The sequence below is a fragment of the Veillonella sp. CHU110 genome (genome assembly GCF_003992255.1).
Lineage (GTDB): Bacteria > Bacillota > Negativicutes > Veillonellales > Veillonellaceae > F0422.
Genome location: NZ_RQVA01000001.1, coordinates 148180 through 171881, shown reverse-complemented (window position 1 = coordinate 171881; position 23702 = coordinate 148180). Strand labels below are relative to the sequence as shown.

23 protein-coding genes are annotated in these 23702 nt (G+C 38.8%); all 23 read left to right on the top strand.

All coding sequences use genetic code 11. The features are described from left to right. The first annotated feature begins 168 nt into the window (after positions 1-168). The 23 genes from EO122_RS00835 (at position 169) to trkA (ending at position 23697) form a co-directional block, all read left to right on the top strand. The gene (locus tag EO122_RS00835) at positions 169-366 is read left to right on the top strand and encodes a cold shock domain-containing protein (protein ID WP_009354004.1); all 198 of its coding nucleotides are present in this window, start codon (positions 169-171) and stop codon (positions 364-366) included. A 156-nt stretch (positions 367-522) separates the two neighbouring features. Further along, on the top strand, positions 523-1056 hold the full coding sequence (hpf, locus tag EO122_RS00830; protein ID WP_127008945.1) for a ribosome hibernation-promoting factor, HPF/YfiA family: 534 nt from the start codon (positions 523-525) through the stop codon (positions 1054-1056). 163 nt (positions 1057-1219) lie between these two features. Next, positions 1220-3658, top strand: a complete 2439-nt coding sequence (secA, locus tag EO122_RS00825) for a preprotein translocase subunit SecA (protein WP_127008944.1) — start codon at positions 1220-1222, stop codon at positions 3656-3658. A gap of 77 nt (positions 3659-3735) precedes the next feature. Beyond that, positions 3736-4843 (top strand): peptide chain release factor 2 gene (gene prfB / locus EO122_RS00820; protein ID WP_206168495.1). Its coding sequence is split into 2 segments (ribosomal slippage): positions 3736-3792 and positions 3794-4843, totalling 1107 coding nucleotides; the frame shifts between segments, so codons are not numbered across the junction. 10 nt (positions 4844-4853) lie between these two features. Continuing rightward, positions 4854-5573 (top strand): LmeA family phospholipid-binding protein, encoded by a 720-nt coding sequence (locus tag EO122_RS00815; RefSeq protein ID WP_164725918.1) that lies wholly within the window; start codon positions 4854-4856, stop codon positions 5571-5573. Positions 5574-5581: 8 nt separating this feature from the next. Then, positions 5582-7609, top strand: coding sequence for a DUF5693 family protein (locus EO122_RS00810; RefSeq protein ID WP_127008942.1), 2028 nt, complete (start codon positions 5582-5584; stop codon positions 7607-7609). Then, positions 7602-8693, top strand: coding sequence for a polysaccharide pyruvyl transferase CsaB (gene csaB, locus EO122_RS00805; protein WP_127008941.1), 1092 nt, complete (start codon positions 7602-7604; stop codon positions 8691-8693). The genes EO122_RS00810 and csaB overlap by 8 nt, the downstream gene beginning before the upstream one ends. A gap of 38 nt (positions 8694-8731) precedes the next feature. Continuing rightward, positions 8732-9559: a transketolase gene (locus EO122_RS00800; protein WP_127008940.1), complete on the top strand. Its 828-nt coding sequence runs from the start codon at positions 8732-8734 to the stop codon at positions 9557-9559. 2 nt (positions 9560-9561) lie between these two features. Further along, entirely contained in the window at positions 9562-10494 is a 933-nt protein-coding gene (locus EO122_RS00795; protein WP_127008939.1) for a transketolase family protein, read from the top strand. A gap of 14 nt (positions 10495-10508) precedes the next feature. Continuing rightward, positions 10509-11195, top strand: a complete 687-nt coding sequence (gene ftsE / locus EO122_RS00790) for a cell division ATP-binding protein FtsE (protein ID WP_127008938.1) — start codon at positions 10509-10511, stop codon at positions 11193-11195. Continuing rightward, a complete protein-coding gene (gene ftsX, locus EO122_RS00785; protein WP_126938176.1) occupies positions 11185-12072 on the top strand; it encodes a permease-like cell division protein FtsX in 888 nt (295 codons plus the stop codon). Before ftsE ends, ftsX begins: the two co-directional genes overlap by 11 nt. 6 nt (positions 12073-12078) lie before the next feature. Continuing rightward, on the top strand, positions 12079-13266 hold the full coding sequence (locus tag EO122_RS00780; protein WP_127008937.1) for a murein hydrolase activator EnvC: 1188 nt from the start codon (positions 12079-12081) through the stop codon (positions 13264-13266). Between the two features lie 8 nt (positions 13267-13274). Next, positions 13275-14522, top strand: a complete 1248-nt coding sequence (locus tag EO122_RS00775; RefSeq protein ID WP_240632621.1) for a S41 family peptidase — start codon at positions 13275-13277, stop codon at positions 14520-14522. Between the two features lie 46 nt (positions 14523-14568). After that, positions 14569-15840 (top strand): GTPase ObgE, encoded by a 1272-nt coding sequence (gene obgE, locus EO122_RS00770; RefSeq protein ID WP_127008936.1) that lies wholly within the window; start codon positions 14569-14571, stop codon positions 15838-15840. A gap of 8 nt (positions 15841-15848) precedes the next feature. Beyond that, positions 15849-16136 (top strand): ribosome assembly RNA-binding protein YhbY, encoded by a 288-nt coding sequence (gene yhbY / locus EO122_RS00765; protein ID WP_126938173.1) that lies wholly within the window; start codon positions 15849-15851, stop codon positions 16134-16136. A 22-nt stretch (positions 16137-16158) separates the two neighbouring features. Continuing rightward, positions 16159-17286: a glutamate 5-kinase gene (proB, locus tag EO122_RS00760; protein WP_127008935.1), complete on the top strand. Its 1128-nt coding sequence runs from the start codon at positions 16159-16161 to the stop codon at positions 17284-17286. 3 nt (positions 17287-17289) lie between these two features. Further along, the gene (locus EO122_RS00755; protein WP_127008934.1) at positions 17290-18546 is read left to right on the top strand and encodes a glutamate-5-semialdehyde dehydrogenase; all 1257 of its coding nucleotides are present in this window, start codon (positions 17290-17292) and stop codon (positions 18544-18546) included. A gap of 129 nt (positions 18547-18675) precedes the next feature. Next, entirely contained in the window at positions 18676-19287 is a 612-nt protein-coding gene (nadD, locus tag EO122_RS00750; protein WP_127008933.1) for a nicotinate-nucleotide adenylyltransferase, read from the top strand. Positions 19288-19394: 107 nt separating this feature from the next. Beyond that, positions 19395-19979, top strand: a complete 585-nt coding sequence (gene yqeK, locus EO122_RS00745) for a bis(5'-nucleosyl)-tetraphosphatase (symmetrical) YqeK (protein ID WP_240632620.1) — start codon at positions 19395-19397, stop codon at positions 19977-19979. Continuing rightward, positions 19980-21062, top strand: a complete 1083-nt coding sequence (locus tag EO122_RS00740) for an LCP family protein (protein WP_127008932.1) — start codon at positions 19980-19982, stop codon at positions 21060-21062. It abuts the gene before it with no gap. Positions 21063-21071: 9 nt separating this feature from the next. Continuing rightward, positions 21072-21431 (top strand): ribosome silencing factor, encoded by a 360-nt coding sequence (gene rsfS, locus EO122_RS00735; RefSeq protein WP_126938168.1) that lies wholly within the window; start codon positions 21072-21074, stop codon positions 21429-21431. 1 nt (position 21432) lies between these two features. Then, entirely contained in the window at positions 21433-22344 is a 912-nt protein-coding gene (locus EO122_RS00730; protein ID WP_127008931.1) for a S1 RNA-binding domain-containing protein, read from the top strand. A gap of 12 nt (positions 22345-22356) precedes the next feature. Then, complete coding sequence (gene trkA, locus EO122_RS00725; protein ID WP_127008930.1) at positions 22357-23697, top strand: Trk system potassium transporter TrkA; 1341 nt, start codon at positions 22357-22359, stop codon at positions 23695-23697. Positions 23698-23702 lie beyond the last annotated feature (5 nt).

Below are 23702 nucleotides of genomic sequence, written 5' to 3'. Positions count from 1 at the left end.
AGTAAAATTAGCATAATTGAATAATAATGCTAATGAATTATATCAATATAGAAAATACTTGAAAATAAAGTTAAAATTTGATTGACACCATACATTTATAGTGATAACATGAAAGCAAGATTTAGATAATCTAAATCGCTTGCAGTATTAAAGGTAGGAGGAATTATCATGCTTGGGAAAGTAAAATGGTTCAGTGCAGAAAAAGGTTATGGCTTTATTGAAAGAGAAGATGGTAGCGACGTATTCGTACATTTTTCTGCAATCCAAGAAGATGGCTTTAAGTCCTTATCTGAAGGACAACAAGTAGAATTTGAAATTGTAGATGGCAACCGTGGTCTTCAAGCGGCTAACGTATATAAAGCATAATATCAAGAAAAGGCTTAGGAATATTCCTAAGTCTTTTTTTGTTGCTAGTGTTACTATTAACAAAAATATATAACCTAAATTAAAGGAGTTTTTCATCTTACGGCGAATACTATAAATACAACCATAATATATGCAATATAAGAAAGGGTGAGTACTATGAAATTATCGGTACGAGGAAAAAATCTTGAAGTAACAGTAGCGTTACGTGAATATATTGAAAAACGGTTGGAAAAGTTATCTCGTTATTTCGAAACACCAGTAACAGTTCAAGTGTTATTGTCCTTAGAAAAAGAAGAGCGCAAAGTAGAAGTAACTTGTTTTGTAGAAAGTGTAGTGTTGCGAGGCGTTGAAAGCAATCTTGATATGTATGCAGCCATCGACCTAGTAGTAGATAAAATTATTCGTCAAATACATAAACACAAAACTCGATTGGCAAAACGATTCCGCAAGGAAACTGGATTCCATATTGATATAGCACCTGTAGAACCTGTACAAGAAGAAAAAGAATTAGAAGTGGTAAAACGGAAACATTTTACAGTACGTCCTATGAGTGTGGAAGAGGCTATTTTACAAATGAATTTATTAGGACATGATTTCTTTATGTTCTTCAATGATGATACTGAAACCATGAATGTAGTCTATCGACGTCATGATGGAAAATATGGTTTGCTAGAGCCAGAAGTGGGTTAACTGATTTCATATAGTTATAATTCCATAGGCATAGCAAAAAAAGGGCTGATATTATTGTTAATATCAGTTCTTTTTTTGACTATTACTCTCTAGTAGGCTATAATAATCTAGATACATAGTATTGAAAAGAAATTCGTTCCACTAATATAAGGAGTTGATATAGTTGTTTGGTTTTATACAAAAACTACTAGGAAATAAAAATGCTAAAGAAATTAAACGAATTCGATTGATCGTAGATGAAATTAACGAATTAGAACCGTCCATGTTAGCATTAAGTGATGCATCATTGAAAGCAAAAACAGAAGAGTTCAAAACAAGATTGGCAGAAGGTGAAACATTAGATGATATTTTGCCAGAAGCTTTTGCAGTTGTTCGCGAAGCTTCTAAACGTGTTTTGGGGATGCGTCATTTTGATGTGCAAATGATTGGTGGTGTAGTGTTGCATCGCGGTAATATTGCTGAAATGCGTACAGGTGAAGGTAAAACATTAGTAGCTACATTACCAGTGTACTTAAATGCATTATCAGGAAAAGGTGCTCATGTTGTTACTGTCAATGATTATTTAGCGCGTCGTGATAGCGAATGGATGGGTCGACTGTATAATTTCTTGGGCTTATCAACGGGTCTTATTGTGGCTGGTTTAGATTATGACCAACGTAAACAAGCTTATGCTTCTGATATTACATATGGTACAAATAATGAATTTGGCTTTGACTATTTACGTGACAACATGGTAGTGCATGCTGATCAAATGGTGCAACGACCTTTAAACTATGCAATTGTGGATGAAGTGGACTCTATTTTGATTGATGAAGCCCGTACACCGTTGATTATTTCTGGTCCAGGTGAACGCTCTACAGAACGTTATTATGAGTTAGCTAAAATTGTGCCGCATCTTGTAAAAGATGAAGACTATACAATTGATGAAAAACAAAAAACAATAGCTCCTACAGAAGAGGGGATTACTAAAGTTGAGAAAATGCTACACATTGAAAACTTATATGATTCCTCTAACTTGGAGTTGAATCATTTGCTGAGCGCATCTCTTCGTGCCTATGCTATGATGGAGCGAGATAAAGATTATGTGGTGAAAGATGGCGAAGTTGTTATCGTCGATGAGTTCACTGGACGTCTTATGTTTGGTCGTCGTTATTCTGACGGATTGCATCAAGCTATTGAAGCAAAAGAAGGTTTAAAAGTAGAACGTGAAAGCCAAACATTGGCATCTATTACGTTCCAAAACTATTTCCGTATGTATGAAAAATTATCTGGCATGACTGGTACAGCGAAGACGGAAGAACAAGAGTTCAATAATATTTATGGATTGGAAGTATATGAAATTCCACCAAATAAAGTATTGGCTCGTATTGATATGCCAGATCTTATTTTCAAAACTAAAGCAGCAAAATATCGTGCTGTTGTACGCGATGTAGTAGAACGCCATAAAACAGGTCAGCCTATCTTGGTGGGGACTACGTCGATTACACAATCTGAAATGCTGAGTGATATGCTGACAAAAGCGGGCATTCCACATAACGTATTGAATGCGAAACATCATGAACAAGAAGCCGAAATCGTTGCCAATGCTGGTCAGTATGGCATGGTAACCATTGCTACCAATATGGCGGGTCGTGGTACAGATATTTCCTTAGGAGAAGGAGTGGCTGAACTAGGTGGCTTGCACATTTTAGGTACAGAACGACATGAAAGTCGTCGTATCGATAATCAGCTTCGAGGCCGTTCCGGTCGTCAAGGAGATAACGGATCTTCTCAATTCTTCTTGTCCTTGGAAGATGATTTAATGCGTATTTTCGGAGCCGATAACATTGCTGGTATGATGGATAAATTAGGAATGGAAGAAGATGAACCAATCGAACATTCCTTGATTACGAAATCTATTGAACGAGCACAGAAAAAAGTAGAAAATCATAACTTTAATATTCGTAAGTATATCTTGGAATATGATGATGTTATGAATCAACAACGGGAAGTATTATACGAACAACGTCGCTTGATTTTGAATAATCAATCCTTGCGAGACACAATTTTGCATATGGTAGATAACCTCATTATCAGTTCTATGAACCAGTATGCAGACGAAAAACTATATCCAGAAGAATGGAATTACGAAGGCTTATTGAAACACCTAGAAATTTATTTCTTAGAGCCAGGTATGTTAACAGTAGAACAAATGGAAGAATTTGGTCGCGCTGAATTACAAGAACATCTAATTGATATTGCACATCGTGAGTATGAACAACGAGAAGCCATGATTGGTGAAGCGAATATGCGAGAACTAGAAAAAGCAATTATGCTAAAAGTTGTGGATAGCAAATGGATGGAACATTTAGATTCTATGGATATGTTAAAAGAAGGCATTGGATTGCGTGCTTATGGACAAAAAAATCCATTAGTAGAGTATAAATTTGAAGCCTTTGACATGTTTGAACGTATGAAAGAAGCTATTACGGATGATACGATTATGTATTTATACCGAATCCAAATTAATGTGGAAACAATAGCAGAAGAAGAACCGGTTGATCATCTAGCTGATGCTAAGACCCACCATGAAGACGTGTTGGAACCACAAAACGTAGACTAGACTTTCATGGCCCACAGCGAGGTGATACCATCTCCTGTGTGGCCATTTTTATTGTACTATAGAAAGAGGTGAAAGAATTGTTAGAAGACTTAAAAGGTCCTATTGACAATTTAGAGGAGCGTATTTTTGGAATGAGGGATTCACTTTAACATCGCTCAAAAAGAAGAACGTATCCTCACACTAGATATAAAAATGAGCGATCCAGAATTTTGGAATGATCCAGATTCTGCTCGTGATATTTCGCAAGAAGCAACACAGTTGAAAGATGCCGTAGAAGGCTATAAAAAGCTAGTCACGGACATTGAAGATGCGAAATTGATGTTAGAGATGGCTATAGAAGAGGAAGATACTTCTATGGAGAGTGAACTGGAAACCATCGTAAAGCAATTGACCGAAGAAGTAGAGCATCGCGAAGTTTTGTTGTTACTAAGTGGTGAATATGATAAAAATAATGCCATTTTAACATTTCATGCTGGTGCAGGTGGTACAGAAGCGCAAGACTGGTGCTCTATGTTGATTCGCATGTATTTGCGGTGGGCAGAGAAACAAGGATATAGTATTTCCCTTATGGATGAACAAGTAGGTGATGAAGCAGGCATTAAAAGTGCTACATTCCTGATCAAGGGTGAAAATGCTTTTGGCTACATGAAATCAGAAAAAGGGGTACATCGATTGGTTCGTATCTCTCCATTTGATTCAGCAGCGCGCCGACATACATCATTCTGTGCTGTAGATGTGATGCCTGAAATTGATGAAACTGTGGAGATTAATTTGGACATGAAGGATGTACAGGTAGATACGTACCGTGCCAGTGGTGCAGGTGGACAGCACATTAATAAAACGGACTCCGCTGTTCGTATGACTCATATTCCTACAGGTATCGTTGTGCAGTGTCAAAGTGAGCGGTCTCAAATTCAGAATCGTGAGCAATGTTTAAAATTATTGCGAGCTAAGTTGTTTGAATTAGAGCTTGAAAAACAAGCAGAACTAAAGGAACAATTAGGTGGTACATACCAAGCGATTGAGTGGGGCAGTCAAATTCGTTCCTATGTATTCCACCCATATAATATGGTAAAAGACCATCGTACAAGCGTGGAAACAGGTAATGTACAAGCTGTCATGGATGGTAATTTAGATCAATTTATGGAAGGCTTTTTAAAGAAAGAAGCGAATTTATCAATATAATGGAGTGACAGTGAGAAATTTCTTTTTTAAAACAATTGTTGTATGTTTGGCTATTATTGGTATCGTGATAGGCGGATCTTCATTGTTGTTACCAAGATTGGCTAGTGAACAGTTAGAATCACATTTGCAAGACAGATTACATCCGGAAGGACAATCATTGCGAGTGGAATCATCTCCAGGAATCAAACTTGCCTTTGGTGACATTGACACGTTTAGAGGTGATTTAGATGGTGTTGCTTTAGGTCAACTACGTGTACAGCGATTGCATTTTGATTTACGCCAAATGAAAGTATCGCCTACCGACTTGTATATGAACCAAAGGTTACAGTTTACAAATCTAGGAAAAGGTCATATAGAAGCTGTGATTCATCAGGATGATTTAAAGCAGGTTATTGAACAACGTTTGTCTGATAAAAATGCTAACGCATTAACAATTGAAACAGTAGAAGTTACAAATCGAGGCGTGATTATGGAAGGTCACATCAATGTAGGTGGGTTTTTAAGTGGTAAATTGATCTTACAAGGTCAACTGGAGATTGAAGGGAATACCTTACAATTTGCTACAGAAAAGCTTTCAATCGGAGGCTCTAGTTTACATGGATTATCTAATGGAGCTGTAAAATCGATTCCGGTGTATAACTTTAATGATTTTCCAATTCCAGTCGTTTTGGATCGGGTAGAAACGGGGCGTGAAGAAATTCATGTGTATGTACATCCTGTCGAACCATAGGAGGAATAATGAAACCACATAAAAAACTATCCATATATACATGGATTCTCCTTGCCTTCCTAGCGATTGGTATAGTGAGTGGACTTATATTAGTGCGTGAACGGCACCTAATAGAGGTAGAACAAGAACGAGTTGAGAACATCATTGATTATGATGGGTTGATTCGATCTAATTCGTATGAAAAACGGTCTTTCACGGATGCTGTGAAAGCTGCTAAAGAGTCTGGAATCACCGCATTGGCTATTTATGATAGAACGCTGCAGAAAGAAAAAGATGCAGGCCATATTCGTATCTATGATGTGAATGATTTAGAGCAAATGCAGGTTGTAGGTGGACAGCCAGGGATGACCTATATAGGAGCTATCACTGGAAAAGAAGCATACTTTAAAGAAGTACAAGAAGACTTGGTGCGTCGTTTAGGGGCGGATAAAGTTAATGTCATAGAAACATCTATAGGACCTATGATAGGATTAGCTGTACCAAGTGATTCTTTGAAAGATATGAATTTGGGAATTTCGCGATTGCAGGCACAAGAAGTATCTGATTTAGGTTTCCATGTAATCGTACGTCCTACTAATTACAAAGGTGTGACTGTGGAAGATGTGGATCATGTATTCCGACGTATTGATGGGATACAAGGTGTGACGGGAATGGTCTTTGTAGGTAAGGAAGCCTTAGGATACCCCCTTCATGCAGATCGTACATTAGAACAACTGGAACAACGTAATATTCCACTTGTGGGGATAGAAGCGATAAATCAGTTGCAATACTTTCCACAAGCAGGCTTTTTAGAGATGGCAAATGCTAACCATTATAAGGTGGGAAGGCTATATTCTGTATCTAAAGAAGAAGTTAGGAAATTAACTCCAGGTGAGCTTATACAATGGTTTTATATTAGCGATATTGAACGCAACATTCGATATAATCTTTTCCCACTTTATGAACAAGGTGTTGATAATCGAACAGCTTTGGAAACTACTTTATTTGTCGCAAAGAGTGTGACGGAACGATTAGAGGAACGGGGCTTTACTATTGGAGAAGCTTCTATATATCCAGTATATACACCAAATACACTACTACGAGTGTTGACTATGACGGGAGTTATTAGTTTAGGCATGTTAACATTAGGGCAATTTATACGTTTGCGTAGATCCTACCTATTCGGTATATTCGTAGTAGGTGTATTGCTATCAGTAGGAATCTACTTGATGACAACGGGAACGAAAATTGTTACGGCTTGGGCATTGGTTGCGGCTATTGCAGCACCTGTATTGGCGATGACGCTAGTGTTGGACTGTTGGTCAAAACGTAGTCATGAAGGATTATCTCCCTGGAGAAGTACTATAGAAGCTATTGTGTACCTACTCGTAGCAGCTGCTATTGCTGCCATTGGAGGCATAAGTATTGCTGCATTATTGGGAAGTACACAGTTCTTTATGGAGTTTGCTTTATTCCATGGTGTAAAACTAACGTTTGTGGCACCTGTGATATTAACGGCTATTGCCTATTTACAGCGTTTTCCAATTTGGAAAGGAAGAACGATTTCTTCCGTTAGGGATGTAAAAACATTCATTACAGAGTTTGTTCAAATTGATATTAAAGTCTATAGTTTATTAATTGTTGGTGCTTTGGCTGTGGTAGCCTATGTCTTTGTAGGTCGTAGTGGTCATACAGCGGGTGTACCAGTGCCATCTTGGGAACTTGCATTGCGACGTTTCTTAGAAAATACTATGTATGCTCGACCGCGTGAAAAAGAGTTTTTAATTGGACATCCAGCATTTATGTTGGCAGCCTATGCTGTAGGAAAACGCATTCCTATGGTCTTGCATTTTGTCTTATCTGTGGCGGCAGTGATTGGTATTGCTTCCATGGTAGAAACATTCTGCCATTTACGAACTCCTGTCTATATGTCAATTGCACGTGGATATGATGGAATCTTATTAGGTATTGCTATAGGTGTGTTAGCCATTATTGCATTCCGCTTTTTAGGATATGGTATTCGATGGTACCAGTCCAGAGGTGATCATCATGTGTAAGATACTCATTTCCGGCTATTATGGATTCGGTAATGCCGGAGATGAAGCGTTATTAAGTGCTATCTTACAAGCATTATTGGAACTAGAACCACAAGCTGATATTACCGTAATCTCTGGAAACCCAGTAGAAACTATGAATACTCACAAAGTGAAAGCCATTGGCCGCTTCGATATGTGGAAGATATACCAAGCTGTGTATTCTTGCGATATGCTCATCAGTGGTGGGGGGAGCTTGTTACAAGATGTAACGAGCACTCGGAGCCTTTACTACTATTTAAGTATTATTAGCTTAGCCAATATGTTGGGAAAGCGAGTGATGATTTATGCACAAGGTATTGGACCTCTGCGAAAATCGTTAGCTCGTACTACAGTTGGACGTGTACTGAATCAAGTGTCTATGATTACTGTACGTGACTATGCATCGAAAGAAGAGTTGATTTCACTAGGTCTTCATAATGTACCGATTACTGTAACGGCTGATGCGGTGCTAGGAATGCATCCAGTGGATACCACGTCAGGTCGTGAAATATTAGCGGCCTATGGTGTCGACTTTGACCGACCTATTGTGGGGGTGTCTGTACGTGCTTGGAAAGATTGTACAGAGTATCAAACTATATTGGCTGAAGCTCTCGATAAAATTCAGATAGCCAAGGATGCCCAAATTGTATTCATTCCGATGCAACATAGAGAGGATACGATAGAGGCTGAAGCCATTGCCAAACGTATGACAGTTACTTCGACGGTTTTGGCTGATTCCTATACTACGACAGAGTTATTGTCGTTGAGTAGTTGTGCGGATGTCATGATAGGCGTACGACTCCATGCATTAGTATTTAGTGCGTTAATGGAAACACCTTGTTTAGGGATCTCTTATGACCCTAAAATTTTAAACTTTCTTCATATGATTGGTGAAGATCCAATAGGTGATTTACATACATTAGAAGTAGAACCTATTGTGGCGCGTACAGTGGAAGCGTTGGACCGAAAAACTTTCACAGAAACTGTATTAGAAAATATCCATGAATTACGAAGAACTGCCTTAGAGAATGCTCGCATTGCAATTGGCATGCTGCATGATAAATAATTTACCTTAAAATTGTGTATAACACGGGAGGGTATAGTATGTTAACACTTGAACAAAAACAATTGATACAAGAAAAAGCAAAAGCGATTCGTGTAAACATCGTGAAAGCTGTAACAGCAGCAAAATCTGGTCATCCAGGTGGGTCCTTATCCATTGCTGATGTGATGAGTCTGTTATACTTTCAAGAGATGAATGTGAATCCTAATGAGCCAAAAGATCCAAATCGTGATCGTTTTGTTTTATCGAAAGGACATGCTGCACCAGCTTTGTATGCAACATTGGCGGAAAAAGGATTTTTTCCAACAGAAGAATTATTAAACTTGCGTAAAATTGACCATATTTTACAAGGTCATCCAGATATGAAATATATTCCAGGTGTAGATATGTCTACAGGTTCTTTGGGACAAGGGATTTCTGCAGCTTGTGGTATGGCATTAGCAGGGAAAATTGATGGTGCATCGTACCGTGTATATTCCGTTTTAGGAGATGGAGAAATAGAAGAAGGGCAAGTATGGGAAGCAGCTATGTTTGCAGCTCATTACAAATTGTCTAACTTAACGGCGTTCGTAGATTTTAATGGATTGCAAATCGATGGAGACATTACGAAAGTTATGAGTCCATTGCCAATTGATGAAAAGTTCAAAGCCTTCGGTTGGCATGTCATTGTTGTAGATGGACATGATGTAGAGGCATTGCATGCGGCTATTACAGAAGCAAAAGCAACGACAGATAAACCAACTATGGTGATTATGAATACTATAAAAGGCAAAGGTGTACAAGCTATGGAAGGCCAAGCAGGTTGGCATGGTAAAGCACCATCACAAGAAGAATGTGATCAATTTGTTGCTGAATTGTTGGAGGTGTAATCATGGGAAAAGCGACTCGTGAAGCATATGGTACAGCGTTAGTTAAAGTAGGCGCTACGAACAAAGATGTTGTTGTATTAGATGCAGATTTATCAAAATCTACAAAAACTGATGAATTTAAAAAAGTATACCCTGAGCGATTCTTTAATGTAGGGATTGCAGAGCAAAATTTAATTTCTGTGGGTGCTGGTTTAGCCGCAGCAGGAAAAGTGCCTTTCGTATCTTCCTTTGCTATGTTTGCTACAGGGCGTGCTTTTGAACAAGTGCGTAATGCTGTATGCTACCCTAAATTAAATGTAAAGGTATGTGCAACTCATGCTGGTATTACAGTGGGTGAAGACGGTGCGACCCATCAAAGTTTAGAAGATATTTCTTGTATGCGTACAGTGCCTAATATGACGGTAGTAGTACCGGCTGATGCAGCAGAAACAGAAGCAGTTATTACATGGGCAGCTGAGTATAAAGGTCCTGTATATGTACGATTAGGCCGTGCGAGTGTAGAAGATGTAACGCCAGAGGGATACACATTTGTACCAGGTAAATCACAGAAATTACGGGACGGTAAGGAAGCTACCATTATTGCATGTGGTGCCTTAGTAGGTCCAGCTGTAGAAGCAGCGCAGCAACTAGAAGCAGAAGGTATTTCTGCACGAGTTATCAACATGGCTTCTATTAAGCCAGTTGATACAAATGCAATTGTAGCAGCAGCGAAAGAAACGGGATTAATTATTACAGCTGAAGAACATAATATTATCGGTGGCTTAGGCAGTGCTGTGGCAGAAGTGGTAGTAAAAGAAGCTCCAGTACCTATGGAATTTGTAGGTGTAAAAGATACCTTTGGTGAATCTGGTACGCCAAAAGAGTTGATGGCTAAATATGGATTAACGGCTGCGGACATTGTGGCTGCTACCAAACGCGGTATAGGGAGAAAATAGAAGGGAAGGATAGAATGATTGAATTTAGAAATGTTCATAAGGTGTATGATAATGGTTCAGTCGCTTTAGAGGACGTATCCATTCATATTGAAAAAGGGGAATTTGTACTAGTTTGTGGACACTCTGGTGCGGGTAAATCCACATTTATTAAACTTCTTTCACATGAGGTAAAACCTGATTCGGGAACGGTTTTTGTAAATGATGTAGATGTAACGCGTATCAAGTCGAGCAAAGTACCATACTTGCGTAGAAAACTAGGTATTGTTTTCCAAGATTTCCGCTTATTGCCATCTAAAACAGTATTTGAAAATGTTGCATTTGCCTTGGAAGTTATTGAAGAAAAACCAAAAGTTATTAAAGATAAAGTGTTGAATGTTCTTGATTTAGTTGGACTTAGTGATAAAGCTAACGATTTACCACAAGATCTAAGTGGTGGTGAGCAACAACGTGTAGCTATTGCTAGAGCTATTGTCAACAAACCATTAGTACTCATTGCGGATGAGCCTACAGGAAACTTAGATCCTCAAACGAGTCGTGATATTTCTGACTTATTCAAAGCGATTAATAATTCTGGCACAACGGTTGTCATGGTGACTCATGATATGGATATGGTGTCATATTTGAATAAACGCGTAATTGCCTTAGAAAATGGCCGTGTAGTGAGTGATCAAATGAGAGGTGCCGAATTCCATGAAAATTAGAACATTTATCTATTTTATAAAAGAAGCCATTAAGTCTATGCGACGTAATGGATTGATGTCATTGGCATCTATTTCCACAGTGGCATTGTCATTGTTTATTTTAGGTGTATTTGCTTGTGGGGTAGTGAATTTAAATAATTTAGCATCCCATTTAGAAAGCCAAGTACAAATTAGTATCTATTTGAAAGATAATTTAACAACACCACAAGTGATGGAATTAGGCAAAAAACTAAAAGCTTTGCCAGACTTAAAGGAGATTGAATTTGTTACCAAAGATGAAGCTATGAAGCGCTTTAAAGAACGTTTGGGAGAACAACAACAATTAGTGGACTCTCTAGATGGACATAATCCACTACCTACATCATATGTGTTGACGTTCAATACTCCAGATCAAGTTAAATCTACAGCAGAATTAGTTTCTAAATATCCTGAAGTAGAGAGTGCTCATTATGGACAAGATGTAATTGAGCAAATTTTTGAAGTGACAAAGATTATTCGTATCGGTGGAATTATCTTGATTGGATTCTTAGCGGGTGCAACATTATTTATTATTTCCAATACAATTCGTTTGACTGTGTTTGCGCGTCGTAAAGAAATTGGAATCATGAAATATGTGGGTGCTACGAATGGATTTATCCGTTGGCCATTCTTATTAGAAGGTATGTTCTTAGGTGCTATTGGTGGTATCATTGCAGGTCTTGCTACATGGCAGTTCTATCAATATGTGACGGCTCAAGTAGTTGCTAACTTTGCATTTATGCCATTGGTACCATTAATGCCATTTATTTATCAGCTATCTGGTGGATTAGTAGGTGTTGGTATTATTGTGGGTGCTATCGGTAGTACTATTTCGTTAAAACAATATATGAAAGTGTAGGAACTCATGGATAGAAAAACAGTTAAACTAGTGGCTGGTTTACTATGCGGTTCTCTTATGATGGCTACACCGTATTGGTATCATGCAGAAGACGAAGACTTGACGAATCAATTGTCAAATATTCAACAACAGATGACAGATGAAGCGAATAAAAAGTCGGAAGCAGAAAAAACCATTGGTACCGTATATGAACAGTTACATGCTATACAAATTGAATTAGATACAGCCACAGCTGAATTAAAACAAGTTCAAGCTGACCGTATTAAATTGGACCAAGAGATCACAAAAACGGAAGCAGAATTAAAAGCGGCGCAAGATAAACTTCAAGCTCGAGAAAAAGTATTCTATAAACGAGTGCGTGACATTTATATTAATGGTCGACTTAGTTATCTAGATGTGGTGATTGGTTCTAAAGACTTTAGTGATTTTGCAAATCGTATGGAGATGTTAAAACGCATTCTTCATTCCGATACAGAATTAATTAATACAATTAAGGTAGAGCGAGAAGAAATTGCTAGTAAAAAAGCAAAGCTTGAAGAAGATCGTGCCAAAGTATTGGAACTTGAAAAAGTAAAACAAGAAAAAGAAGATCTTATCAATAAGAAAAAAGCAGAACGTCAAGCTGTATTAGAAAAAGCTATGAATGACCGCGACACAGCAGAACGGGCGTATAATGAATTGATGGCTTCTTCTGCAAGTATTACAGCGATGTTACAACAACGTGCGGCAGAACGTGCGGCAGCGGCTAATGCAGCAGGCAGTTCTGGCGGTGGTGGCAGCTCATCAGAAGCTACCACGTGGGTACAAGGTACTGGTCAATTGGCTGCACCAGTTAACGCTCCAATTACCTCTGATTTTGGTTGGCGTATTCATCCAATCTATGGTACAAGTCGTTTACATGCGGGCACTGATTTTGGTGTTGACGAAGGTACGCCAGTACATGCTGCTGATGGTGGTGTTGTAGTAGAAGCAGGTTGGATTAGTGGGTATGGTTACACAGTTATCATTGACCATGGTAATGGTATGTCTACTTTATATGCTCATAATAGTGAAGTCGCAGTCAGTGCAGGTCAAACCGTTTCTAAAGGTCAAGTAGTATCATACTCCGGTAATACTGGTGGTTCTACAGGTCCACATCTTCATTTTGAAGTGCGTATCAATGGTGAACCTCATGATCCAATGGGATACTTATAGAGGCTGCCATGAAAGAACAAGAGACAAATTCATCTTGGAACGATGTAAATGAATATACGGGGGCACCTATGCCTCCGTATCCTCATACTAATGAGGGAATGGGACTAGCAAACAAGGTATCACAATGGAGTAAGGTAAAGCTTATTGCACTTGGTATTGTTATAGCAATTGCGTCTTCATTCATGGTTCTAACAGCTTTTTTCTGGTATATTTCAGGATCTCCCTTAGGATTTGCAAAATTTTCCTATACATACTTTTTAACTACACGAATGGCTATGGATGAGCCACCAAAGGAAGAGCTCTTTTTAGGCATGTTAAAAGGGTTAGTAAAAGGTACGAATGATAAGCATACCTCCTATTTGGATCAAGAAGAAATGAAAGAATTGGAGATGCATACTTCTTCTACCTATAGTGGAATTGGTCTACTTCTAGATGTATCGGAAGAGAACAAGCTCAAAGTTGGCGCTACGATGGAAGGCCAACCAGCGGAGGCTGCTGGGTTGCAAAAGGGTGATGAAATCATTGCCATCGACGGAGTGCCAGTCTCAGAAATTAAACGAGAAGAGGCAGCAACGCATATTCGAGGTGAGGCTGGTACATTTGTGGTGCTTCGTATTGTACGTGACGGTGAAACTCAAGATGTTAAGATTGAGCGAAAAACGATTGTTATGCCTACTGTTAAAAGTCGTATGGTAGAACCAGGTGTTGGGTATATTCGCATATCTCAGTTTGCAGAAAAAACAGTAGGAGAGTTTCAAACTGCCTACGAAGAGTTACTTTCACAAGGTATGGAACGGTTAATTCTTGATCTCAGAGATAACCCAGGTGGTTTATTAACAACGGCACAAGGGATCGGTCAATATGTGGTTCCGAAGGGGCCAATTGTGACAGTAAAAACACGACATAGTACGCCAAAAATGTATATGTCTGATGGAGAGCACAAGCAGTTACCATTAGTTGTGCTGATTAATGGCAATTCTGCGAGCGCTTCTGAAATTATTGCTGGTGCTGTACAAGATACGAAATCAGGTACTATTGTTGGTACTAAGAGTTATGGAAAAGGTACAGTACAAAGTGTTATACAAGGTTTAAATGGAGAAGGTTTAAAGATTACTATTGCTCGCTATCACACACCAAATGATAGAGTGATTGATGGTATTGGTATTGAACCAGACGAATTAGTAGAGCCGTCCAAAATAAATCCGAAACAAGATGTGCAATTGGATCGAGCTTTAGAAATTGTAAAAACTCTATGATATAGCGGCTTCGGCCGCTCTATCTATAGGGCTAGAGGATAAAAATATGTTTATAGATCGTGCCCGTATATTAGTGAAAGCGGGAGATGGCGGTAACGGCATGAGTAGTTTCCGTCGAGAAAAATATGTACCACAAGGGGGACCGAATGGTGGCGATGGCGGCAAAGGTGCTGACATCATTTTAAAAGCTGACAGAAATATCAATACACTTGTTGATTTTAGATACAAACGTCAATTCAAAGGCGATACTGGTGGTGCTGGACAAAGTGCCAACAAACATGGCCGTGGCGCTGAAAATTTAATTGTCTCTGTTCCTTTGGGAACAACGGTAACAGATGAAGAATCTGGTAAATTAATGGCGGATTTAGTGGAAGATGGACAAACTTACATGGTTGCCAAAGGTGGTCGAGGAGGTCGTGGCAATGCTCGGTTCCAAAACAGTTCCAATCGTGTACCAACTTTTGCTGAAAAAGGTGAACCAGGTGAAGAACGTTGGTTAAACCTTGAATTAAAAGTGTTAGCTGATGTGGGATTATTGGGATACCCAAGCGTGGGTAAATCTTCAATCATCCGTAAAGTGTCATCTGCAAAACCAGAAGTGGCTGCGTACCACTTTACTACCTTAACACCAGTATTAGGGGTAGTATCTGTAGCACCAGGTAAAAGCTTCGTTATGGCAGATATTCCAGGTTTGATTGAAGGGGCTAGTGAAGGCATTGGTTTAGGACATTCCTTCTTGCGCCATGTAGAACGTAGTAATATTCTGTTACACGTGTTGGATGTATCTGGATTAGAAGGTCGTGACCCTATCGAAGATTTCCATAAAATTAACGAAGAATTAGCCAAATATAGCGAAAAATTAAGCAAGAAAAAACAATTAATTGTATTGAACAAAACAGACTTGTTACAAGATGAAGAAACGTTGTCAAGAGTGACAAAATACTTTGTAGATCAAGACTACGAAGTATTTGCGGTGAATGCATTGACTGGAGAAAGATTGCCAGCTTTAGTAGAACGTGCGTGGTACTATGTGGAAAATTATGTACCAGAGCCAGAAGTAGTGGATGACACTGTATACTATGAAGCAAAACCTGACACAGACTTCGTTATCACTCGTGGCGATGATGCATCCTACATTATTAGTGGCTCCCGTATTGAAAAATTGGTGGCTATGACAAATCTTGATGATGAGCAAGCTCTACGAAGATTCCAAAAAATTTGGCGATACATGGATTTAGATGCGGAATTGAAAAAACGTGGCATCCAAGATGGTGATGAAGTAGTCATCGGGGAACAGCGATTTACATTCCATGATTAGGAGATAGAATGACAGGAAAGCAAAAACGATATTTGCGTGCTTTGGCCAGTACTATGCCAGCAGTGGTTATGATTGGTAAAGGAGGATTGGAAAATCCAGTTATCGATAGTGCAAGAGCAGCCATTACAAAGCGTGAATTAATTAAAGTAAAAGTATTAAATAACTGCTTAGAAGACCCAAAAGAAATTTTGCCAGACTTAGCAGATATGTTAGGCGCAGAATTAGTACAAATTATAGGACATAATGGTGTGTTGTACAAAAAAGCAAAAGATCCAAAAATTGAATTGCCAAGATAATCAATTTAGATGAGGTGAAGCGATGAGAGAAGAGTTACGACAGGCGAAACGTGTGATTGTTAAAGTAGGGACAAGTTCACTAACGCATGCAAATGGACGAATTAATATTGATAAAATGGAAGTGTTAGTCCGCCAAATTTGTAATTTAGCCAATGCAGGGAAAGAAATGATTTTAGTTTCTTCTGGGGCTACTGCCGCAGGTCTTCCCTCATTGGGGTTTACATCTAGGCCTGATGATATTGCCTTGAAACAAGCAGCTGCTTCTGTGGGACAAGGGATTTTACTACATATGTATGAAAAACTATTTGCTGAGTATGGACATACAGTAGGACAAATTTTGGTAACACGGGAAGATACGGTGAAACGCAGTCATTATCTAAATTTAAGGAATACATTGACGGCCCTCATTGGGTTAGGTGTGATTCCTATTATTAATGAAAATGATGTGGTGGCTATTGATGAATTTAAAATTGGTGATAATGATACATTATCTGCTAACATTGCCAGTATTATTGATGCAGATGCATTGATTATTTTATCTGATATCGAAGGGTTATATACGGCTAATCCATCTACAGATCCAAATGCTACATTAATCCACGAAGTAGAGGCATTAACACCCTATATTTATGAAATTTCAGGTGGAGCTGGTTCCTCTTTAGGTACAGGTGGTATGTATACAAAGATACAAGCTGCTCATATTGCGACAAATTCTGGTGTTCATATGGTTATTGCCTCTGGGGATCATTCAGATAGCATTAAAGCTATTATGAATGGAGAAGAACGAGGCACGCACTTCTGGCCTCATCGTGATGTACCGCAAATTAAAAAGCGGTGGATGGCATTTGGCACACGTTTGCAAGGTACCATTCATGTAGATAAGGGATGTCGTGATGCATTACTCACTAATGGATCTAGTATTTTACCAGTAGGTATTTTATCTGCTGAAGGACAATTTGAAGAAGGGGATACCATATCTATCGTTCACGATGGAGAAGAAATTGCCCGTGGTATTGTAAACTTTAATCTTTCTGATTTACTAAAGATTAAAGGACATAAGTCACAGGATATTCCTACTATACTAGGTGTTCGTGATACCTATCATGTAGTGGTACATCGAGATAACTTAGTTGTCTTGCGACAGGAGTAAATTATGAATCCATATACTGCATATTTTGAAAATTTAGGTAAAGCAGCACGGTCAGCTTCTATGGCAGGACAAGTGCTAAGTTCAGAGGATAAAAATCGTATCTTAGAACAGATTGCTCGTGATTTAGAAACGGCAATCCCAACTATTTTGGAAGCGAACACTATGGATTGTTCCCAAGCTAAAGAGAATGGAGTTCCATCTGTGATGATGGATCGTCTTCGTTTGACGAAGGAACGCATCGAAGGAATTTGTGAAGGAGTTCGTCAGGTAGCTACCTTACGAGATCCAATTGGTACTGTGTTAGAAACTCGAACTTTAGACAATGGATTGCGTATAGAAAAACGCCAAATCCCTATCGGTGTTATTGGCATGATTTATGAAGCACGCCCCAATGTGACAGTGGATGCAGCTGCCTTAGCCATTAAGACAGGCAATGCCATCATTCTTCGTGGTGGTAAAGAAGCATACCACACAAGTGAAGCGATGGTAGGCATTATGCAAGGTTCCTTAGAACGCTGTGGGGCGCCTAAAGAGCTGGTTCAATTAGTGTCTATTCTTGAGCGAGAAGCTGTAGGTGAATTCTTAGCACAACGTAAATGGATTGATGTAATGATTCCACGTGGTGGAGCAGGATTGATTCAATTTGTAGTGAACAACAGCAAAATTCCTGTTATAGAAACAGGTAGTGGTGTTGTTCATGGCTATGTAGATGCTTCTGCTGATGAATCAATGGCTCTAAAAGTGCTAGAAAATGCAAAATTATCAAGACCATCTGTATGTAATGCGATGGAAACAATTCTATTACATGAAGCGAGATTCCAAGATTTAGGACCTAAGATTGTATCTATGTTAGAAGAAAAAGGCGTTACCATATATGGAGATACAAAAGTGCAAAGTTTGTCTTCGCAAGTGAAGACAGCCACAGAAGATAACTGGTCTACAGAATATAATGACTATATTGTGAACTTCAAAGTAGTATCTTCCATTGATGATGCTATTGCTCATATTAATACATTTGGTACAAAACACTCTGAAATGATCATTACAGAAAAACCAATAGAGGCAGAGAGATTTATGAACTTAGTGGATGCTTCTACAGTCTATGTGAATGCATCTACGCGATTTACAGATGGATTTGAATTTGGCTTAGGAGCTGAAATTGGCATTAGTACACAAAAACTGCATGCTCGTGGACCCATGGGGTTAGATGCCTTAACAAGCTATAAATATTTTGTCTATGGCCATGGGCAGGTACGATGAAACTAGTGCATATAAAAGCATACTTTCAGTATATGAAATCGCCTAAAGGCGCTTATGAATGGAAGTACTATGGCCTTGTATTAGCTATAATTTTCATGGTATGTCTAGTGTGTGTAGGGGCGTGGTTATATGGTAGATAAGGAAAAGAGAATCGGCATTTTGGGGGGCACCTTTAACCCTATTCATTTAGGTCATCTGATGATTGCAGAAATGGCGTTAGAAGCATTTTATTTAAATAGAGTTATTTTTGTGCCAGCAAAAGAACCTCCGCATAAGGATACTGATGTAATTGATGCAAAGCATCGATTGGACATGGTACAAGTAGCAGTATTGGATAATCCTAACTTTGTGGTGTCTGATGTGGAGATGAAACGTGACGGTAAGTCCTATACTATTGATACGCTGCGTTATTTTCGTGAGGTATATGGAGCGAATACGAAATTTTTCTTTATTGCGGGTACTGATACAATACAGAGCTTACCCTCTTGGAAATATATTGAAGACCTATTGGATATATGCGAGTTTATTGGTGCTATTCGGCCTGGTGCTACTGATGATATAGGTGAGACTATTGAATGGTTTGGTCAACGTGGCAGTCGAATTCATATCTTAGAAGTACCTGAAATGAAATTATCGGCTACAGATCTTCGCTATCGTTTGCGACATGGATTATCCACAAGATATATGCTACCACGATTGGTATATCAATATATTAAGGACCATAAGATGTATGGTGTATAAATTTGATTCTCTGTAGTATATGCCCTAGTGGTAGTTAATAGTGGGGCATATGTATTTAGATCATGAAGTTAATGCAAAGCTTTAGGTAAATAGAAAGGTATAGATTTGTGATACAAACTATAACAATAGAAAAAGCAACAGAACATGTAAAAGGAAAATTGTCACCTAAACGTTTTACACATACATTAGGTGTAGTGGAAATGGCGAAAAAGTTAGCAAGAACGTATCATATCGATGAAACCCAAGCGCACATGGCTGCATTATTACATGATGTGATGAAAGAATCATCATTACAAGAGATGCAAGACATAGTGAAAGAGGGGCATATAGAAGTAGACCAGGAGATGTTGAACAATGGAGCGCTCTTACATGGTCCAGCAGGAGCTGCCTATGCAAAGTTACGTCTTCAGATCGTGGATGTAGATATTTGTGAAGCCATTCGCGTACATACATTAGGTAGCACGTCTATGAGCATCTTAGATAAGATTATATTTTTAGCTGACTACATTGAGCCTAACCGTAATTTTCCTGGTGTAGACGAATTGAGACAGTTGGCATTTATAAATTTAAATCGAGCAGTTGTATCAGCCTATGATGGGACAATTCGGCACTTGTTAGATCTTGGTCTTACTATACATGCAGATACAATTCAAGGTAGAAATAGTGTACTACTAGAAAGGTCGGAATTATAAATGAAAGAACAAAGACGACGTAAGGTGGGACCAAAGCGCAAATCAATGCGTTGGGGTCGTATACTTATTGCTCTAGTAGTAGCGATCGCTTTGGTAGGAGCGCTAATCATCGGTATACGAAGTTTACTAGGAGTTGCTAGTTCAACAGATACAAGTAGTAATGAAATACAAAATTTACCGGTTGTTAATGCTACGGCCTCTGTAGATTTGAACTCAATTAAAACTTCCTATATGCTTATTGTTGGTGTAGACTCCAGTCAACCGCAACAAGCAGATGCTATCTACTTGGTAGCTTTTAATATGGATGCAAAGACAATGCAGATTATTGGGATTCCTAGTAATAGCAAAATTATAAATCGTCATAATGATGAACCTCAACAGATTAACACTATGTATACGCAGGGAGGATTAGAGTTAACAAAAGCAGTGGTGGAGGATATGTTTCATATTACGATTCCCTACTATGCAGTAGTAGATCGTAATAGCTTTCATTCGATGCTAGATATATTTGGGACGCCTAGCTTGTATGTAGAAAAATCTATGGTTCATCGTGATGATACAACGGGGCAAATTGACATCAATATTCACCAAGGATATCAAGATTTGACCAGTGAAACAGCCTATGGGTATATGCGCTATTTAGATGATGGTACTAATACCTTAACTAGAACAATGCATCAGGAACGATTGCTAAAGGCTATTTTTGAGCGAGAAAGAAATCATGTTAGTCTAGGAACCGCTTTCCGTGTGTGGCGACAATGGAGCCATATGAGTACTAACGTAAGCACTTGGGATGGGATTCGATTGTTAACTAAAGTAGTAGATTTCCCAAAAGAAAAAGTTCGTTGGTATATTCTGCCAGGATCACCGGAGACTATTAAAGGGGTTGACTATTGGAATGTCGATCCTATCGAGTTACAACAATTGGTAGGAATCACAGTAGGAGATATCCCTATTGATGGAGAGGTGACACCTGTTATAGGAGAGTCACCGAAACATGATGATAAGAATGTACAAGATGATATACAACGGAAAAATGAAGATGGTGTGACTACAGAGCCAGGAAGTCCCACAAGTAGATAAGGAGTTAGAATGAAAAAGAAGCAAGAAATTTTAGAGGTAGTAAAAGTTTTAGCCCAAGCAGGATACGATAAAAAAGGTGAAGATATTTCCATTATGGATATGGAAGGACTAACCATGCTAGGAGATTACTTTTTAGTGGTATCCGCCAACAATATCAAACATTCCCAAAGTGTAGCAGATGCTATTGAAGATGCGGGAGCAGAACAGGGGATGACTGTATTACATCGCGAAGGGTATCGCGAGGGAGATTGGATTCTCCTTGATTTTGGGGATATTATCTGCCATGTGTTTTCTGGAGAATATCGTCACTTCTATGGATTAGAAGAATTATGGAAGGATGCACCGAGAGAATCCTTTGAAGGAGTCTAATATGGCAACAAGCTTATCAGAAAATACAATTGCAACCTTAAAAGTGCTTCGCCAAAGTGAGCAAGGATCTTTTTTAGATGGACAAACGGGAAATACGAATGATGATATTCTATTGCATAAAGATCAACAAACTAGTGAAGTAGTAATAGGTGAGGAAGTTACAGTATTTCTATACAAAGATCCAAAGGGGCGTTTAACTGCGAGTATGCGTTTGCCAGCTATGAAAGAAGGGCAAATTGGATATGTAGAGGTCATTAATACAACAAATTTTGGTTGCTTCGTAGAAGTAGGAACAGAACGTGGGATTTTTATGCCTCATGCAGAAATGCGTGGCCGGCCACAAAATGGTGAACGAGTTTGGGTACGACTATATAGTGATAAATCAGGACGCTTAGCGGTATCAATGGATGTAGATGATGCAATGCGTCGTGCTTCTAAACCGGCCACAGAGGCGAAAATTGGTAATTCTGTAAAAGGTGCCATTTATAATATGACATCAGAAGGGGCATTTTTAATTACACCAGAACGTTGGATTGCTTTTATGCATCGTAGTGAAATGACAAGAAGTTTGAAGGTGGGTGAAATGATAGAAGGACGGATTACTTTCAAACGTGACGATGGACGTATTAATATTTCGATGCGCCCTGTCAAAGAAGAAGCGTTGGCTACGGATGGAGCGTACATTATGACCTATTTAGGTGGCCGACATGGTCGTATGCCGTATGGTGATACTACGTCAGCTCCGATTATCAAAGATAAATTTAACATTAGTAAAGCTGCTTTTAAACGAGCCCTAGGACATCTGATGAAAGCGGGATTGATTGTGCAAGAAGATGGTTGGACTGTATTGACTGATAAAGGAAAAGCCATTGTAGCAGAGGCAGATCATATTACATCGGATGCAACTGAATAAGGAGGCTACACGATGAAAATTGTAGTAGTAGGAGCTGGTAAAGTAGGATATTCCTTGGCACAGCGGTTAGTACAAGATGAACATGACGTATATGTAATTGAAAAAAGCCCAGAGCGTATTAAAAATCTGGAAAATAATCTCGATGTGTATCTGGTGCAAGGAAATGGTAGTAGCATCTCTTTGTTGCAAGAAATCGGTGTTGAAGATATTGGGATGTTAATTGCAGTTACTGATTCAGACGAAGTCAATATATTAGCTTGTATGATAGGGAAGGCAGCAGGTATCCCTAAAACAATTGCTCGTGTACGGGATAATGAATATGAAAGTAATATCAATGCATCTATTAGAGAAAGACTTGGTATCGACTTATTTATCAATCCAGAAATGGTAACGGCCCGTGAGATATATAAAATCTTAAAGACACCGGCAGCTCTTGATGTGGAAGATTTTGCCAGCGGTGCTGTGCGACTAGCAGAGTTTAAAATCAGAAATAATCTGGATATTACAGGCATTCCCTTGCATTCTTTAACATTGCCTTCCAACGTTCTTGTTGTGGGGATCATGCGCGGTGGAGAGATGATCATTCCTCATGGGGGAAGTACTCTAGAATATATGGATAATGTATTCTTTTTAGGGGCTAAAGAGAGTATAGATGAGATTGAGGTTTGGCTACATGAGTCAACGAGTCCTACACAACGAGTTATTATTATAGGAGCAGGACTCATAGGTCGCAATCTAACCATATTGTTGGAAAAAGATGGATATGATGTTAAAGTCATCGAGAAAAACATAGATCGATGTGAGAAGTTAGCAGCGCAAGTAGATCGATCCATTGTGATTCATGGAGATGGTACAGATATTGATTTATTACAAGCCGAAGAAATCAGCGATAATGATGTGATTATTTGTTTGACAGATGATGATAAGTTAAACTTGTTAGTGGCTTTATTAGCAAAACATCTAGGCGTTCCTAAAGCCTTTGTACGAGTTGGTCGATTAGAATACATTACCTTGATGGAACAAGTTGGTATTGATGTAGCGTTTTCACCTCGTCTATTAACATCTGGTCAAATTCTAAGGTTGATTCGGGAAGGGGAAAATTTAATTAATATATCTACCTTTGAAGGCTCTAAGGCAGAGGCTGTGGAGATTGAAATTACTGCGACTTCCTCTTTGATGAATCAGTATTTAAAAGATCTAAGATTTCCAGGTAAAGCCTTGGTTGGTGCTGTTGTAAGGGATGAACATACAATAGTGCCTAAAGGCGATACGTTACTATTAGAAGGGGATCACATTGTTATTTTTACATTACCAGAACATGTAAATGCTTTACTTTCCTATGTAAGTGATTAAGGGAT